Origin of the sequence: Variovorax sp. CCNWLW186, assembly GCF_037203865.1 — a bacterium.
GTDB lineage: Bacteria > Pseudomonadota > Gammaproteobacteria > Burkholderiales > Burkholderiaceae_C > Variovorax.
The window spans coordinates 110,379-126,621 of record NZ_JBBCBO010000011.1 but is presented as its reverse complement, the minus strand read 5'-3'; the positions used below and the strand labels follow the sequence as shown (position 1 = coordinate 126,621).

15 protein-coding genes and 1 tRNA gene are annotated in these 16,243 nt (G+C 65.8%); 5 read left to right on the top strand and 11 right to left on the bottom strand.

Features of this window, described 5'->3' with window-relative positions:
* Positions 1-10: 10 nt before the first annotated feature.
* From pal to V9K97_RS15485, 4 genes are all read left to right on the top strand, one after another.
* Positions 11-529, top strand: coding sequence for a peptidoglycan-associated lipoprotein Pal (gene pal, locus V9K97_RS15500; protein WP_258506566.1), 519 nt, complete (start codon positions 11-13; stop codon positions 527-529).
* Entirely contained in the window at positions 529-1,278 is a 750-nt protein-coding gene (gene ybgF / locus V9K97_RS15495; RefSeq protein ID WP_258506564.1) for a tol-pal system protein YbgF, read from the top strand. Before pal ends, ybgF begins: the two co-directional genes overlap by 1 nt.
* Positions 1,279-1,297: 19 nt before the next feature.
* Positions 1,298-2,134 (top strand): tRNA threonylcarbamoyladenosine dehydratase, encoded by an 837-nt coding sequence (locus V9K97_RS15490; protein ID WP_443303441.1) that lies wholly within the window; start codon positions 1,298-1,300, stop codon positions 2,132-2,134.
* A 55-nt stretch (positions 2,135-2,189) separates the two neighbouring features.
* Positions 2,190-2,265: transfer RNA gene (locus V9K97_RS15485), tRNA-Lys, on the top strand.
* 199 nt (positions 2,266-2,464) lie between these two features.
* Here V9K97_RS15485 and V9K97_RS15480 read toward each other — a convergent pair.
* Positions 2,465-3,184, bottom strand: coding sequence for a helix-turn-helix domain-containing protein (locus V9K97_RS15480; protein ID WP_337297576.1), 720 nt, complete (start codon positions 3,182-3,184; stop codon positions 2,465-2,467).
* A 188-nt stretch (positions 3,185-3,372) separates the two neighbouring features.
* Here V9K97_RS15480 and V9K97_RS15475 point away from each other — a divergent pair, with 188 nt between their 5' ends.
* Positions 3,373-3,606 (top strand): hypothetical protein, encoded by a 234-nt coding sequence (locus V9K97_RS15475; RefSeq protein WP_258506558.1) that lies wholly within the window; start codon positions 3,373-3,375, stop codon positions 3,604-3,606.
* Here V9K97_RS15475 and V9K97_RS15470 read toward each other — a convergent pair.
* The 10 genes from V9K97_RS15470 to V9K97_RS15425 all read right to left on the bottom strand — a co-directional run bounded on the left by V9K97_RS15470 (position 3,557) and on the right by V9K97_RS15425 (position 15,843).
* Positions 3,557-4,060: a hypothetical protein gene (locus V9K97_RS15470; RefSeq protein ID WP_157614029.1), complete on the bottom strand. Its 504-nt coding sequence runs from the start codon at positions 4,058-4,060 to the stop codon at positions 3,557-3,559. The two genes, V9K97_RS15475 and V9K97_RS15470, sit on opposite strands and share 50 nt — an antisense overlap.
* Positions 4,061-4,087: 27 nt before the next feature.
* Positions 4,088-6,106 (bottom strand): ABC-F family ATP-binding cassette domain-containing protein, encoded by a 2,019-nt coding sequence (locus V9K97_RS15465; protein ID WP_337319085.1) that lies wholly within the window; start codon positions 6,104-6,106, stop codon positions 4,088-4,090.
* 137 nt (positions 6,107-6,243) lie between these two features.
* A complete protein-coding gene (gene prmB, locus V9K97_RS15460) occupies positions 6,244-7,125 on the bottom strand; it encodes a 50S ribosomal protein L3 N(5)-glutamine methyltransferase (protein ID WP_337319083.1) in 882 nt (293 codons plus the stop codon).
* 121 nt (positions 7,126-7,246) lie between these two features.
* Positions 7,247-8,425: a succinyl-diaminopimelate desuccinylase gene (gene dapE / locus V9K97_RS15455; protein WP_337319081.1), complete on the bottom strand. Its 1,179-nt coding sequence runs from the start codon at positions 8,423-8,425 to the stop codon at positions 7,247-7,249.
* 28 nt (positions 8,426-8,453) lie between these two features.
* Positions 8,454-9,602 (bottom strand): PilT/PilU family type 4a pilus ATPase, encoded by a 1,149-nt coding sequence (locus tag V9K97_RS15450; protein WP_337319079.1) that lies wholly within the window; start codon positions 9,600-9,602, stop codon positions 8,454-8,456.
* 58 nt (positions 9,603-9,660) lie between these two features.
* Positions 9,661-10,494, bottom strand: a complete 834-nt coding sequence (gene dapD, locus V9K97_RS15445) for a 2,3,4,5-tetrahydropyridine-2,6-dicarboxylate N-succinyltransferase (protein ID WP_337312449.1) — start codon at positions 10,492-10,494, stop codon at positions 9,661-9,663.
* A 43-nt stretch (positions 10,495-10,537) separates the two neighbouring features.
* Positions 10,538-11,758 carry a succinyldiaminopimelate transaminase gene (gene dapC, locus V9K97_RS15440; protein ID WP_337319077.1) on the bottom strand — a complete coding sequence of 407 codons (1,221 nt, stop codon included), beginning with the start codon at positions 11,756-11,758 and terminating at the stop codon, positions 10,538-10,540.
* Positions 11,759-11,802: 44 nt separating this feature from the next.
* Entirely contained in the window at positions 11,803-12,450 is a 648-nt protein-coding gene (locus tag V9K97_RS15435; RefSeq protein ID WP_337319075.1) for a LysE family translocator, read from the bottom strand.
* Positions 12,451-12,473: 23 nt separating this feature from the next.
* The gene (gene argA / locus V9K97_RS15430) at positions 12,474-13,820 is read right to left on the bottom strand and encodes an amino-acid N-acetyltransferase (protein ID WP_157614007.1); all 1,347 of its coding nucleotides are present in this window, start codon (positions 13,818-13,820) and stop codon (positions 12,474-12,476) included.
* A 40-nt stretch (positions 13,821-13,860) separates the two neighbouring features.
* Complete coding sequence (locus V9K97_RS15425) at positions 13,861-15,843, bottom strand: AAA family ATPase (RefSeq protein ID WP_337319073.1); 1,983 nt, start codon at positions 15,841-15,843, stop codon at positions 13,861-13,863.
* Positions 15,844-16,243 lie beyond the last annotated feature (400 nt).

Genomic DNA, 16,243 nt, shown 5'->3' with positions numbered 1-16,243 from the left:
GGAGTACCCAATGTTGAAACGTACGATTTATTCGCTGGCCATCGTGGCTCTGATTGCTGGCTGCTCGTCGGGCACCAAGCTCAACGACACACCGGTGACCGACCGCTCCGGAACCGCCGGCAGCCAGCAGGGCAGCGCCAGCGGCGTCGCGCCCGTCACCATCGACCCCAATGCCGGCACCGCGCAAGGGCCGGTCGGTATCGAACGCATCGTCTATTTCGACTACGACAGCTACACGGTCAAGCCCGAGTTCCAGTCCCTGATCGACGGCCATGCCCGTTTCCTCAAGGCCAATCCGCAGCGCCGTGTTTCCATTGAAGGCCACACCGACGAGCGTGGCGGCCGTGAGTACAACCTTGCACTGGGCCAGAAGCGTTCCGAAGCCGTCCGCCGCTCGCTGACGCTGCTGGGCGTGAACGATGCCCAGATCGAAGCCGTGAGCTTCGGCAAGGAAAAGCCGGCGGCTCAGGGCTCGGGCGAAGACGTCTGGGCTCAGAACCGCCGCGCTGAACTCCGCTACACCCGGTGATGCAACACGCTCTATTGCGAGGCGCGGCACTGGCTGCCGCCTTGCTCTGCGTTTCGGCAGGCTCGCAAGCCGCGTTGTTCGAGGATGACGAGGCGCGCCGCGCCATCCTCGACCTGCGGCAGCGTGTCGAAGCCATGCGCCAGCAGACCGACCAGCGGCTGACCGACGAAAACGGCCAGCTGCGCCGCAGCCTGCTCGACCTGCAAAACCAGATCGAGCAGATGCGGGGCGATCTTGCGCGCATGACCGGCCAGAACGAGCAGCTGCAGCGCACGCTGAGCGAAATGCAGTCCCGCCAGAGCACCATCGACGACCGGCTGAAGCAGAACGAACCCACGAAGGTTTCGGTGGACGGACGCGAGTTCACCGCCGACCCCAAGGAAAAAGCCGACTTCGACGCCGCGCTCGGCATCTTCCGTGCGGGGCAGTTCGCGCAGGCGCAGACCGCCTTCGCGGAGTTCGTCAAGCGCTACCCGCAGAGCGGCTACAACGCCTCCGCGTTGTTCTGGCTCGGCAATGCGCAGTACGCCACGCGCAACTACAACGAGGCCATTGCGAACTTCCGCTCCATGCTGTCGCTCGCGCCCGACCACGCCAAGGCTCCCGAGGCCGTGCTGTCGATCGCGAACTGCCAGATCGAGCTGAAGGACACGCGCGCCGCGCGTCGCACGCTGGAAGACCTGACCAAGGCCTATCCGCAATCCGAAGCCGCCCAGGCGGGCCGCGAGCGCCTCTCGCGCCTGCGTTGAAGCCGGCGGAGCACTCCGCTTGAATGCAATCCTTCCGGAAGCACTGAACGCCGCCGCGGCTGTCGTCACCGACACCGCGGCGCCTGACTTTGCGCGCCGCTTCGGCGGCCTCGAACGCCTCTATGGCGTGGCGGGCGCCGCGCGCATCCGCAACGCGCATGTGCTCGTCGTCGGCATCGGTGGCGTCGGCTCCTGGGCGGTCGAAGCCCTGGCGCGCAGCGGAGTGGGGCGGCTGACGCTGATCGACCTCGACCACGTTTCGGAGTCGAACATCAACCGCCAGATCCACGCGCTCGATTCGACCGTAGGGCAAGCCAAGGTCGAGGCGATGCGCGATCGCATTGCGCAGATCAACCCCGAGTGCAAGGTGTTCGCCATCGACGAATTCGTTGAGCCCGGCAACTGGACTGCGCTGCTGGATGCGTCGCAGGCCGAGAACGGGCCCGCAACCGCCGTCATCGATGCATGCGACCAGGTGAAGGCCAAGCTCGCGATGGCGGCATGGGCACGCGCATCGCGCGCCGCCTTCGTCACCGTGGGTGCGGCCGGCGGCAAGCGGCAGGCGCACAAGGTCGACATCGACGACCTTTCGCTCGTCACGCACGACCCGCTGCTTGCGCAACTGCGCCAGCGCCTGCGCAAGGAACACGGCGCACCACGCGAAGGCCGCAAGATCGGCGTGGCCTGCGTCTTCAGCCGCGAAAGCGTTGCGCCGCCCGATGCCTCCTGCGCCATCGAAGGCGACGGCTCGCTCAACTGCCATGGCTACGGTTCAGTGGTGAGCGTGACGGCCACTTTCGGCCAATGTGCAGCAGGTTGGGTTCTCGACAAAATCGCGAGCAACGTCGCGCTATAATCTTTGGCTTTGCCGGATTCAACTCTGGCAAAGAAGCGAAAAAGAAAATGGTTCCGGGACGTTAGCTCAGTTGGTAGAGCAGCGGACTTTTAATCCGTTGGTCACTGGTTCGAATCCAGTACGTCCTACCACCCGAATCGCGTGAATATTGAAAGCCTGCTGTCGAGAGATAGCAGGCTTTTTTGTTTGCCAAAAAAAAACAGCCCGCACAAGGGCGGGCTGGAAGGTGACCTGCTGGAGGAGGGAGGATCAGAGAGGATGCAGGCCACGGGGAGAAGGAGCCTCTACTGTGCCCGCCGAACCTGCACGCAACCTGACCTGGCGCGTGCGTCAGTCTTCGTCTTCCCACTTGCCGATGACGGTGCCCAGCACGATGAACTCCGCGCGGATCGGCTCGTGCCTGGGGTTCAACGGCAGCAGCCAGCGGCGGCCGTCTTCTTCCTTGAAGACCTTGAACGTGACCTCGTTGTTCGACTCGAGCCTGGCGATGATGCGTTCGCCGTCGGCGGGCGCTGTTCGCAGCGTGTCGACGAAGATGATCGATTCCGCGGGGTAGCTCTTCAGGTGGCCGTGCGGGGCGGTCATGCTGTCGCCGCGCACGCGCAATGCATAGGTGTTGCCGGCGCTGTGATGCGCAACGCAGGGAATCCATCGCTCGGCATCGATCGGACCTCGGCCGCCGCCGCCGGCCCATGCGGCCGCCTGCGTCCATGCGATGAGCGGCACCGTACCGGGCGTGCCCGGGCTGAATGAAGGGCTCGAGGGCGGCGTTCGCGTGACCCGGTACGGGCCGGGAGGTTCATTGGCGTTGTCTCGGGCCGGACGCAGCTGCACTTCGTCCCATGGAGCGGGGCCGTCGCCGGTGTCGAGCCAGTTGGGGTCGACGCGATACGCGCGAGCGAGGGCGAGCAGGCCCATCGAGCGGCCGGTGTCGCCCCGTTCGATCTTCGAGATGTTCGACTGCTTGACGCCCGAAGCGGCTTCGGCCTGCTTCTGGGTCATCTTGGCGTATTTGCGTGCTGCCAGTGCACGCGCTGCAATAGTCTCCATGGGCGCAGATTTAAGCGCAGGCGAATATTCAACTTGGACTCTAGAATAGTTGAAAGGGAGTATTTGCCATGAAACCACGCAAGTTGGTGCTGGCGCCGAAAGCCTCAGGGCCAACGCAAAAGCAAACGGAAAAACGAGCGCGCGGCATAAAGCCGTGCCACGGTCAGGTTTACCCCATGGGCTGAACCATGCAAAGGCCATCGACACCGGGCCTGTGGCTCGACCGGGCGCTTTGCGCGCTGTTGGCGCTGCTGTCTGCCGCAGCGCTCTTCTACGGAATTCGCCTGCGTGACTACGGCCTGGGTGGGCTGGCCATTTCAGGTCTGGTCACCGCGGCTTGCGTCGGCCTTGCGCTGTTCGACGACTGCGCCTTCAGGCGGGCGCGTGCGGTTCGGGAGGCGATAAGGCGAGGGTCGAGCTGACGCGCACGCAGTCCTTGATGTGCTGCTCGCCCAACGCACGCAAGGCGGCGTAGCCTAACGCGGCCGAAACGATCTGCCCGGCAATCGGCACGTACTTGGCGGCCTGCTTGGCCGTGAGCTTCACGCCGGCATGCCGTGCTAGCTTGATCAGCAAGTCGCGCGTGACCAGCCGGCCGACGAGCAAGGCCCCGACGGTGGTGGCAGCCTTCTGGATGCGCTCGCGCTGGTGCGGCGCGAGCTTTTCGACCTGGGTGACTGAAAGGCCGAATTCGGCGCTGATCTGCGGTACGAGGCGCGAGAGCAGGGCGGCATCGGCCGCCCAGTCGACGCCGGGCACCGGAATGGCGCTGGCGGCAGCGGCCATCAGGGCCTTGCGGCCGATCAGCCGGCGGCTGCGGTGGACCGCGGCAATGAGCTTTTCGTCACCCCGGGCCAGTTCGATGGCGGACGGCATGGCGCGTGTCTCCTTTGCAGGTTCGGTTCAGGCCGCCAGCGCCTCGAGCTGGTCGGACAGGGCCAGCCAGCGCTCCTCGAGGCGGCCGATTTCTTCGTTGAGGATTTTCAGCCGCTTGCCTGCTTCGGCAATTTCAGCCGACGGCAGCGGCTGCGCAAGGCGCGCCTCCAGGGCCGTGCGTTCGGCGCCTGCCGCGCCCAGGCGTTCGTCGATCTGCGCAATTTCGCGCTTGATGGGCTTGGCCTGGTCGCTGCGTTGCTGGCGGCCCTGGGCGTCTTGCTTGCGCTGCTGCGGGTTCTTGCTGGCGGCAGCGGATTCGCTCTCGGCCGCAGCCGGCGCAGGCGCAGCCACGGCGGGTGCAGCGGCACTTGCGGCCTCGCGCACGGCCACCTTGGCCTCTTCGCGCAGCCGCTTGGCTTCGTCGAGCAGGTAGCGCTGGTAGTCGTCGAGGTCGCCGTCGAAATCGGTGACCACGCCGCGGCCCACCAGCCAGAATTCGTCGCACACCGAGCGCAGCAGCGCACGGTCGTGGCTCACGAGCATCAGCGTGCCTTCGAACTCGTTCAGGGCCACGGCCAGGGCCTCGCGGGTGGCCAGGTCCAGGTGGTTGGTGGGCTCGTCCAGCAGCAGCAGGTTGGGGCGCTGCCACACCATCATCGCGAGCACCAGCCGCGCCTTTTCGCCGCCGCTCATGGTGCCCACGGGCTGCTTCACCATGTCGCCGCTGAAGTTGAAGCTGCCCAGGAAGCCGCGCAAGGCCTGCTCGCCGGTGGCCTCTTTCACGCTGCTGCCGAGCTCGCGCGCCATGCGCACCATGTGCTCGAGCGGTGTGTCCTGCGGGCGCAGCACGTCGAGTTCCTGCTGCGCAAAGTAGCCGATGTTCAGGCCCTTGCCCTCCGTCACCTGGCCGGCCAGTGCGCCCATTTCGCGCGCAATGGTCTTCACCAGGGTCGACTTGCCCTGGCCGTTGGCGCCCAGAATACCGATGCGCTGGCCCGCCAGCACCGAGCGGCTGACGCCGCGCAGAATGGTCTTGGGCTCTTCGCCTTCGATCTCATAGCCGAAGCTCGCGTTGCTGATCGAGAGCATCGGGTTCGGAATGTTGCCGGGCTCCTTGAATTCGAAGGTGAAGTCGGCTTCGGCCAGCAGCGGCGCCACGCGCTCCATGCGCTCCAGCGCCTTGACGCGGCTTTGCGCCTGCTTGGCCTTGCTGGCCTTGGCCTTGAAGCGGTCGATGAACTTCTGCAGGTGGGCGATCTTGTCCTGCTGCTTGCTGAAGGCAACTTGCTGCTGCTCCATCTGCAGCGCGCGCATGTCCTCGAACTTGCTGTAGTTGCCGCCGTAGCGCGTGAGCTGGGCGTTGGCAATGTGCAGGGTCACGTCGGTCACGGCATCGAGAAACTCGCGGTCGTGGCTGATGACGATCATGGTGCCGGCGTATTTCTGCAGCCAGGCTTCAAGCCAGACGAGCGCGTCCAGGTCCAGGTGGTTGGTGGGTTCGTCGAGCAAAAGCAGGTCGCTTGGGCACATCAGCGCGCGGGCCAGCTGCAGGCGCATGCGCCAACCGCCCGAGAAGCTGTTCACGGGCTCGTCGAGCTCATGCGACTTGAAGCCCAGGCCAAGAATCAGCGCCTGCGCGCGCGGCACTGCGTCGTGTTCGCCGGCATCGGCCAGGTCGGTGTACGCGTGGGCCAGTTCCATGCCGATGTCGCCATCGTCGGGGTTGGCTTCGTAGGCAGCCTCGATGGCGGCCAGTTTTTCGCGCAGCTCGGTCAGGCGGGTGTCGCCGCCTACGACGAATTCGGTGGCCGACTCGTCGGTTTCGGGCATGTTCTGCGCCACCTGGGCCATGCGCCAGTGCTTGGGCACCGAAAAGTCGCCGCCGTCTTCGTGCAGCGTGCCGTTGAGCAGCGCGAACAGCGTCGACTTGCCCGCGCCGTTGCGGCCCACCAGGCCGACCTTTTCACCGGGATTGAGAGTGACGGTGGCGCCGTCGAGCAGAACCTTGGCGCTGCGGCGAAGAATGACGTTTTTGAGAGTAATCATGAAATAGGAACCGTAGGGGCGATTATCCCGCCCAGCCCCGGACGGCCTGGCGCAAAGGGGCATAGGGGCGAAGAGCGCCCGATAAAGGGGCCGCAGCGCAGGCTGCGGAAAGCGGTGGAGGGGCTTGGCCGGCGCAGCTAACGCGCGCCGGCGCCGGCCAGCAGGGCGGCGCGGGTGACCAGCAAGACCTGGTCCTCGCCCGCCGACGTTTCGAGCCACACCACCTCGAGCTGCGGAAACGCCGCCTCGAAGTAGTCGCGCTCGTTGCCGATTTCAAGCACCAGCACCGCCTGCTCGCTCATGCGCGAAGGCGCGTCGGCGAACAGCTGGCGCACAAAGTCCATGCCGTCGGTGCCGCCGGCCAGCGCCAGTTCAGGCTCGGCGCGGTATTCGGCGGGCAGGGCGGTCATGCTCGCGCTGTTCACATAGGGCGGGTTGCACAGCACCAGGTCGTAGGGGCCGGCTACCTTCTTGAGGCCGTCCGATTCGATCAGCGTCACGCGTGCATCGAGTTGGTGCCGCGTCACGTTGATGGCGGCTACTTCGAGCGCCTCCACCGACAGGTCGGCGGCGTCCACCGTCACGTCCGGATAGGTCAGCGCCGCGAGCACGGCCAGGCTGCCGTTGCCGGTGCACAGGTCGAGCACGCGCTGCGTGTGCTCGCCCAGCCAGTAGTCGATGCTGCCGTCGGCAATCAGTTCGGCAATGAAGCTGCGCGGCACGATGGCGCGCTCGTCTACATAGAAGGGCACGCCCTGCAGCCAGGCTTCTTTCGTGAGATAGGCGGCGGGCTTGCGCGTGGCAATGCGCTCTTCGATGAGTGCTTGCACCTTGGCGGCATCGGCGGGGGACACGGGTGTGTCGGCCACCGCGTCCAGGTCGTCGAGCGGCAGCTTCAGGCGCCACAGCACAAGCCAGGCGGCTTCGTCGAACGCGTTGGCGGTGCCGTGGCCGAAGGCGACGCCGGCCTCTTCCAGCTGCTTGGCGCCGGCTTCGATGAGTTCGATGACCGTGCTCATGGATTTGCTCCTTCCCCTTTTGGGGGAAGGTTGGGATGGGGGCGGGCAGAGCGTCCAATAGATGCGCCGATTGCCCCCACCCCGGCCCTCCCCCGGGAGGGGAGGGAGAAAGACAAGCGCTTCATGATGGGTTGAGCAGCACTTCGAGCCGCTCCAGCGTGCGCTTGTAGATGTTCTTCAGCGTCTCGATCTCGGCCACGTCGATGTGCTCGTCGATCTTGTGGATGCTGGCGTTGACCGGGCCGAGCTCGACCACCTGCTTACAGATCTTGGCGATGAAGCGTGCATCGCTGGTGCCGCCGCTGGTCGAGAGTTCGGTCTGGATGCCGGTTTCGTCCGCAATGGCCGCCTGCACCGACGCCACCAGTTCGCCCGGCGTGGTAAGAAAGGGCAGGCCGCCCACGGTCCAGGCGAGCGTGTAGTCGACGCCATGGGCATCGAGCACCGCGTGCACGCGCTTCTGCAGCGATTCGGGTGTCGATTCGGTCGAGAAGCGAAAGTTGAAGTCGACGACCGCGCTGCCCGGAATCACGTTGCTCGCGCCCGTGCCCGAATGGAAATTGCTGATCTGCCAGCTGGTGGGCTGGAAGTACGCATTGCCCGCGTCCCAACCGCCGGCCGCGTTGATGGCCACCAGTTCGGCCAGCGCAGGCGCAAAGGCGTGCACCGGGTTTTTTGCCAGGTGCGGATAGGCGATGTGGCCCTGCACGCCGTTCACCGTGAGCTTGCCGCTCATGGTGCCGCGGCGGCCGTTCTTGATCATGTCGCCACAGCGCTGGACGGCTGTGGGCTCGCCGACGATGCAGTAGTCGATGGTTTCGCCGCGCGCAGCGAGAGCGTTGCATACGACGACGGTGCCGTCGACGCCGGGGCCTTCTTCATCGCTGGTGAGCAGCAGCGCGAGCGTGAGCTTGGGGTCGGGCGTGGCCTTGAGAAATTCTTCGATCGACACCACGAAGGCGGCGACCGAGGTCTTCATGTCGCAGGCGCCGCGGCCGTAGAGCTTGCCGCCGCGGTGCGTGGGCGTGAAGGGGTGGCTGGTCCATTGCTCGAGCGGGCCGGTGGGCACCACGTCGGTATGGCCGGCGAACACCAGCGTCTTGGTCGCCGCGGCCCCGGTGGGCCGGCGCACTGCCCACAGGTTGGTCACGCGAAAGTCGGCCGGGCCGCTCTCGATGGTTTCAAGTGTGAAGCCCAGCGGCGCCAGCCGTTCGCCGATGATCTGTTGGCAACCCGCATCCTCGGGGGTGACGGAGGGGCGCGAGATGAGTTGTTCGGCGAGCTGGAGCGTACGGGACATCGGAAAAAAGCCGGAAGGGCTGGGTCGGTCAGAACTTCACGTCCAGCGTGATGTCGGTAAAGGTGGGTTCGTCGACCTGGTCCGTCAGGTGACGGTCTTCGGTCTTGGGCTTGGGCGCGGCGCGGTTCTGCAGGCGCCACATCAGGTTGGTGGGCGAGTCGGCCTGGGCCAGGCCTTCCTCGCGCGTCACGCGCTCTTCGGTGATGAGGCGGGCAATGTCTTCCTCGAAGGTCTGCGAGCCTTCGGCCATCGACTGTTCCATGGCCTCCTTGACGGCGGAGAAGTCGCCTTTTTCGATCAGCTCGGCCACCAGGGCCGTGTTGAGCATGACTTCGAGCGCCGGCACGCGGCCGCCGGTGGGCGTGCGCAGCAACCGTTGCGACACGATGGCGCGCAGGGCCGAGCCCAGGTCGCCCAAGAGCGTGGGGCGCACCTCGACCGGGAAGAAGCTCAGGATGCGGTTGAGCGCACGGTAGCTGTTGTTGGCATGCAGCGTGGCCACGCACAGGTGGCCCGACTGCGCATAGGCAATGGCTGCCGTCATGGTTTCGCGGTCGCGGATTTCGCCGATCTGGATCACGTCGGGCGCCTGGCGCAACGCGTTCTTGAGCGCAACCTGCAGCGACTCGGTGTCGCTGCCCACGTCGCGCTGGTTCACCAGCGACTTCTTGTTGGTGTAGGTGAACTCGATGGGCTCTTCCACCGTGAGGATGTGGCCCGTGGCGTGCTCGTTGCGGTAGTCGAGCATCGAGGCCAGCGTGGTGGTCTTGCCCGCGCCCGTGGCGCCGACCATCAGGATCAGCCCGCGCTTTTCCATGATCAGCGTCTTGAGAATGTCGGGCAGGTTCAGGTCGGCAAAGCTGGGAATGGTCGAGGCAATGTGCCGCACCACCACCGCATAGCTGCCGCGCTGGCGCATGGCGCTGATGCGGTAGTTGCCGGCGCCTTCGACCATCACGGCCATGTTGAGCTCGCCCGTTCTTTCCAGCTCCTGGATGCGGGCTTCGGGCACCACTTCGGCCAGCAGCGCGAGCGGCGCTGTGGCGGGCAGCACCTGCGCATTGATCGGCACGCAGGTGCCGTTCATGCGAATCAGCACCGGGGAGTGGGCCGAGAGGTAGATGTCGGAGGCCTTGCGCTCGGCCATCAAACGAAGAATTCGCTCCATCATGTTCATCGGTCTCTCTCCTCGGGTGCTGTTGTTTTCTAACGGGACAAAGGCGGGAGCCTGTCGATCAGTCGCGCAGCAGGTCGTTCAGGCTGGTCTTGGAACGCGTTTGCGCATCGACCGTCTTGACGATGATTGCCGCGTAGGTGCTGTAGTCCTGGCCCGACTTGGTCTTCTTGGGCAGGTTGCCGCTGATGACCACGCTGCCGGACGGCACGCGGCCGAAGAAGGTTTCTCCGGTGTCGCGGTTGAAGATGGGCGTGCTCTGGCCGATGTACACGCCCATGCCGAGCACGGAGTTTTCTTCGATCACCACGCCTTCGACCACTTCGGAGCGGGCGCCGATGAAGCAGTTGTCTTCGATGATGGTCGGGCCGGCCTGCAGCGGCTCGAGCACGCCGCCGATGCCGACGCCGCCCGACAGGTGCACGTTGGCACCGATCTGCGCGCACGAGCCCACGGTGGCCCAGGTGTCGACCATGGTGCCTTCGCCGACGTAGGCGCCGATGTTCACGTAAGAGGGCATCAGGATCGCGCCCTTGGCGATGTAGCTGCCGCGGCGCGCCACGGCCGGCGGCACGATGCGAACGCCCGATTCCTTCAGTTCGCCAGCCGACAGGTGCGAGAACTTGGTCGGCACCTTGTCATAAAAGCCCAGCGATCCGGCCTGCATCTGCTCGTTGTCCTTCAGGCGGAACGACAGCAGCACGGCCTTCTTGATCCACTGGTGCACCGTCCACTTGCCCACGCCTTCACGCGTGGCAACGCGCAGCTTGCCGTTGTTGAGTTCGGAGATCACGTGCTCGACCGCGTCGCGCACTTCGGCGGAGGCGGCGGTGGGCGAGACATTGGCGCGGTCTTCCCACGCGGCGTCGATGATTTGTTGCAGTTGCTGGGTCATGGGAGAGTCTCAGGTAAAAAATGGGAGCCGGGAAAGCAGCGGTTCAGCGCTGGCCTTGCGCACCGGATTGGACGAAGCGGACGATGCGTTCGGCGGCTTCCACGCATTCGGCAGTTTCGGCCACCAAAGCCATGCGGATGCGGCCACGGCCGGGGTTGGGGCTGTGCGCCGTGTCGCGCGCCAGATAGCTCCCCGGCAAAACCGTAACATTGTATTGAGCGTAGAGCTCACGGGCGAAGGATTCGTCGTCGCCAGCCCACACTTCGGGTACCCCTGCCCAGAGGTAGAAGCTGGCATCCGGCAGCCGCACATCGAGCACCGGTTCAAGCAGCGGCGTGACGGCGTCGAACTTGGCGCGGTACTTGGCGCGGTTTTCGACCACGTGGGTTTCGTCGCCCCAGGCCGCAATGCTGGCCGCGGCCACGGTGCCGCTCATGGCGCTGCCATGGTAGGTGCGGTAGAGCAGAAAGCTCTTGATGATGGCGGCATCACCCGCCACGAAGCCGCTGCGCAGGCCCGGAACATTGCTGCGCTTGGACAGCGAGGTGAGCGCAATCAGGTTCTTGAAGTCGCCCCGGCCGAGCTTGGCGGCGGCTTCCAGGCCGCTGAGCGGCGGCTCGTCGCGGAAGTAGATCTCGCTGTAGCACTCGTCGGCGGCAATCACGAACCCGAAGCGATCGGACAGCGCGAAAAGCTTCTTCCATTCGTCCCGCGGCATCACGGCGCCGGTCGGGTTGCCCGGCGAGCAGACGAACACCAACTGCGTGCGCTCCCAGACCGCCTCGGGCACGCTGTCCCAATCGACCGCGAAATTGCGCGACGCCACGCTCGGAACGTAATAGGGCTCAGCGCCGGCGAGAAGCGCCGCGCCTTCGTAGATTTGATAGAACGGATTGGGCGAAACCACCACCGGCGCGGGCGATTTGCTGGCGTCGACCACCGTTTGCGCCAGCGAGAACAGCGCCTCGCGCGAGCCGTTGACCGGCAGCACCTGTAAGCCCGGGTCGAGTTGCAGGGCGTAGCGGCGCTTCAGCCAGTCGGTAAAGGCGGTGCGCAGCTTCAGGTTGCCCGCCGTTGCGGGGTAGGCCGCCAGTGTCGACATGCTGGCCGCCAGCGCCTCCTTGATGAACTCTGGCGTGGCGTGCTTGGGCTCACCGATGCCCAGGCTGACCGGCGCGTAATCGGCATTGGGCTTGACGCCCTCGAAAAGGAGCCGCAGCCGCTCGAAGGGGTAGGGCTGGAGCTTGGAAAGCAGGGGATTCATGGAGAGCGATTATCGGCGACGGGTCGCCGGCCGCTCCGCCCTGCTCAGGTGCCGCTGCGCCGGTAGAACGCCAGCGAGCCGGCCAGCGCCAGCAGCATCGCACCGCAGGTGCGGTCGATCCAGCGGGCCGCGGCGGCCGTGAGCAGCCGCATGGCGCGCGCGCCGACGAAGGCGTAGACCAGCATGACCGCTGCGTCGAGCGAGGCGAACAGCACGGCAATGATGGCGTACTGCATGCCCTGCGCGGCCGACGGGTCGATGAACTGCGGCATCAGCGCCGAGCAGAACAGGTAGCCCTTCGGGTTGGTGACCGCCACCAGGAATGACTTGAGGAAGACCTTGCGGCCCTCCTTGGGAGCGCCGGAGGAAGGGGTGCCCACACTGGCCCGAGGCGCATCGAAGCTGCCGCCCTTGGAGCGCAGCATGCGAATGCCCAGCCAGGCAAGGTACACGGCGCCCACCCACTTGAGCATGGAAAACCAGAACTCAGAGGCGGCCAGCAAGGCGCCCAGGCCGAGGGCAACGGCGCCGACCAGGACGAAGTCGGACAGCACGGCGCCCAGAATGCCCGGCAGCGCGCCGCGGACGCCGCGTCTCGATCCGTTGCTCAGCGCCAGCAGCACGGTCGGGCCGGGCGTGGCAATGGCGGCCAGCGCCACGATGGAGAACAGCAGGGCGGTGGCGAGCGTCATGGCGGCGGGCTTCCTTTATGAGTTCAGATTTTCTTGACCAGCACCTGGCTCTTGCGGTCCCAGTTGTACTTGCGCTTGCGGGCTTCGGGCAGCCAGTCCGGGTTGACCTGCTGGAAGCCGCGCTTCAAAAACCAGTGCATGGTGCGCGTGGTGAGCACGAAGATGCTTTCTAGGCCCATGGCCTTGGCGCGATGCTCGATGCGCTTGAGGATGCGCTCGCCATCGCCTTGCGATTGCGATTGAGGCGACACCGTCAGCGCCGCCATCTCGGCCGTGCGTGCCTCGGGGTAGGGGTAGAGCGCCGCGCAGCCGAAGATCACGCCGTCGTGCTCGATGACGGTGTAGTGGCCCACGTCGCGCTCGATTTCGGTGCGGTCGCGCTTCACCAGGGTGCCGTCGCGCTCGAAGGGCTCGATCAGCTGCAGGATGCCGCCGATGTCGTCCACCGTGGCTTCGCGCAGGCTTTCGAGCTTCTCGTCGATGACCATGGTGCCGACGCCGTCGTGCACATACACCTCGAGCAGCAGCGAGCCGTCGAGCGCAAACGGCAGAATGTGGTTGCGCTCCACGCCGGCCTTGCAGGCCTTCACGCAGTGCTGCAGGTAAAACGCGGTGTCGGTGGGTTTTTGCGGCGGCGGCAGCGACGCCAGCAGCTTCTCGGCCGCGGCGAGCGGCAGCTCGGTGTCGATCGGGTTGTCTTCGCTCTCGGGCAGCTCGCTGTCGATGCGGATGCCCGGAATTTCGGTCAGGAAGATCAGCTTGTCCGCCTGGATCGAAATGGCCACGCTGGTGGCGACTTCTTCCATCGTCAGGTTGAACGCCTCGCCGGTGGGCGAGAAGCCGAAGGGCGACATCAGCACCATGGCGCCGAAGTCGAGCGTGCGGCGGATGCCCACCGCATCGACCTTGCGCACCAGGCCCGAATGCTTGAAGTCCACGCCGTCGACCACGCCGATGGGCCGCGCCGTAATGAAGTTGCCCGAGATCACGCGCACCGTAGAGCCGGCCATTGGCGTGTTCGGCAGGCCCTGGCTGAATGCGGCTTCGATCTCGTAGCGCAACTGCCCGGCGGCCTCCTGGGCGGAATCGAGCGCCACCTCGTCGGTAATGCGGATGCCGTGCGAATAGCGCGCCTCGTGCCCCTTGGCGGCGAGCTGCTCGTTGACCTGCGGGCGGAAGCCGTGCACCAGTACGATCTTGACGCCCATGCTCTGGATCAGCGCCAGGTCTTGCGCAATGTTCTGCAGCTTGCCCGCCGCAATCGCCTCACCCGCCAGGGCGACCACGAAAGTCTTACCGCGGTGCGTGTGGATGTAGGGCGCGACCGAGCGGAACCAGGGCACGAAGGTGAAGTTGAAAACGGTGGACATGGAGCGTGATTGTGCATTCTTGAACGAAGGTTCGCGCAGCTCAGGCCAACGCGCGCAGCAGCCGGGCGGCGCCGGGGCCGCCCGGCGCCTCGGGAGGCTCCGAACCGGGCAGCTTGCGTGCCCTGAAGGTGGCCAGCAGCGCGGCATAGGCGTCGGTCGATTCGCCCGCGTCGGCGGGCAGGTCGAGCATTTCGGCCAGTTGCGACGGCGCCACGGAGCCTTCGCGCATCAGCGCATCGACCACCGCCATGAAGGCCGGCGTGTGCGCCTCGAGCAGCGCCAGCGCGCGTGCATGCTCCTGCGCGAGCAGCGCTTCGATCTCCGGGTTGGTGGCCTTCAGGTCGGTGTTGAGGTTGTCCTCGGCGTCGTTGGCCACGTCGGTGCGGCTCAGCCGCGTGCCGAACGCGTAATGGCGCACGTACTGCGCGGCGAAAGCGGTGGCCTTGCGGAAGTCTTGCGACGCACCCGAGGTGCAGGCCTGTTCGCCGAACACCAGTTGCTCCGCGGCCCGGCCCGCCAGACCGACGCAGATACGGTCGCGCAGGTTCTGCCGCGACCATGCCTTGCGGTCTTCGTAGCTGTTGTAGCCGCCCTCAAAAGACGCGACGTTGATCTTGATCTCCTGCGGCGCGCGGCCGAACAGCAGGCCGTAGGCCACGCCGTGGCCGGCCTCGTGCACCGCCAGCAGGGCCCGAAAGTCTTCGTTCGAGCGCTGCTTGAGCCGGTTGAGCTCGAGCGTGACCGCAAAGCTGCGGCGCACCTCGCGCTTGCCTTCCCGGTACCGAGCCACGATGCAAGCCTTGTCGCCCGTCGTTTCAAGCGACAGCCACACCGGCTCTGTACCGCCCGCGCCTTGCTCCAGCGCCCAGAGTGCCGCGTTGACCAGCGTCGCGCTCAGGATCGCGTGGATCGAGGAGAACAGCGGGCGCGTGCCCTGTGCCGGGAAAACGGCGTTGGCGTAGATCTGCTCGTACACACTGGACTCGAGCATGAAACGCACGCCCGAGCTTTCGCGGATCTCTTCCACATAGCGGTCGCAGATCGACAGAATCAGCTGCACGTAGGTGGCCCGGCTGAACGACGGGTAGATGACGTGGTTGTTGCCCAGCCGCGCCACCTGCTCGGGCTTGAAGCGCTCAGCCAACGCCTTCTTCACATCGATCAGCGAGAGCTTCTTGGTCAGCGCATGGAAGATGTCGGCGTCGGTGTCGCAGTCTTCCACGCGGCGCGCGGTTTCGGCATACATCTCGTCGAGGTTGCCCGAGACGAACACCAGCAGCTTGCTGTAGTCGGTCTCCCAACTCTGCTGCGCGTCGCGGAAGGCGCGCAGCCGTGCATGCACCTCGGAAGGCTTCCAGGCCATGATCTGCAGCAGCGTTTCGGGCAGCTTGAGGCAGCGCTTGATCTCCTGCGCCTCCCAAGGGGCGAGGTGGAGCTTTCGCTTCTTCGCCTTCTTCTTGTCGGGCGGGCCGTCACGGTCCTGTTCGTATTCGGCCTGGGCGAGCGAGGCTTCGATCTCGCCGAGCATCGACAGCGCCGGCGGCAGCCGGCCGTCGGAGAGCAGCGCCCACACGTCCTGGTAGCGCTCGACCTTGGCGTCGTTGCCGTTGCTCTCGAGCGTGCGAAAGCGCTGGAACTCGTCGAGCACCAGGATGCCCGGCGTGCCTTCGTCGATGCCCGATTCGGCCAGCATGGCCGAAATCGAGCCGCGGCTGCTGTAGCCCGAGCCGTGGCTGAAGCCGTCCATCTGCACTTCGATGAAGCGGTCGTAAAAGCCCAGGTGCTGCGCGAGCCTGCGCACCAGCTGCGTCTTGCCGGTGCCCGTGAGGCCCCACAGGCACACGATGACCGGGCGGCTGATGAGTTGCGGAAACACGTACCACGCCCGCAGTGAATCGATCACGCGGTCGATGATGTCGTCGATGCCGAAGAGCTCGGTCTTGAGCGCCTGGGCAACTGCCTGCAGATGGCGCGTCCGCTCGGAGAGCGCCGCATGCAGGTCTGGATGAATGTCGTTGGACATGGAATTCTTGAAAATAAAAACGGAAATGAAGAAGCCGCCGCTCCCTCGCGGGCGAGAAGGCGGCAATGCAGATGCTGTGTGAGGGTCGGTTGCTGCGCTTCGGCCGTGGAAGCGAGCAGGGCGTCCGGTGCAACGGACGCGCGGGCTTCTTCTTCAGGCCGGACGCGGCAGCTCGACCCCGCCATGCACCGGGGCATGGCTTGCGCGGCGGCCGCGCAAAGTGGGGGGTACGAGGAAGGAGGTCATGGGCGCAATCGTAGCGGCGGGTTGCGCGGGAGTAAAGACTATTTACTCCGCCTGTTGCGTGGCAGCCGCGCATTGTGGGAGCCGTGCAACAGTGGCGGCGCGCGCCGATAATCGACGGTTTGCCTGCCGCGTCTTCTCCGAATAGCTTTCCCTT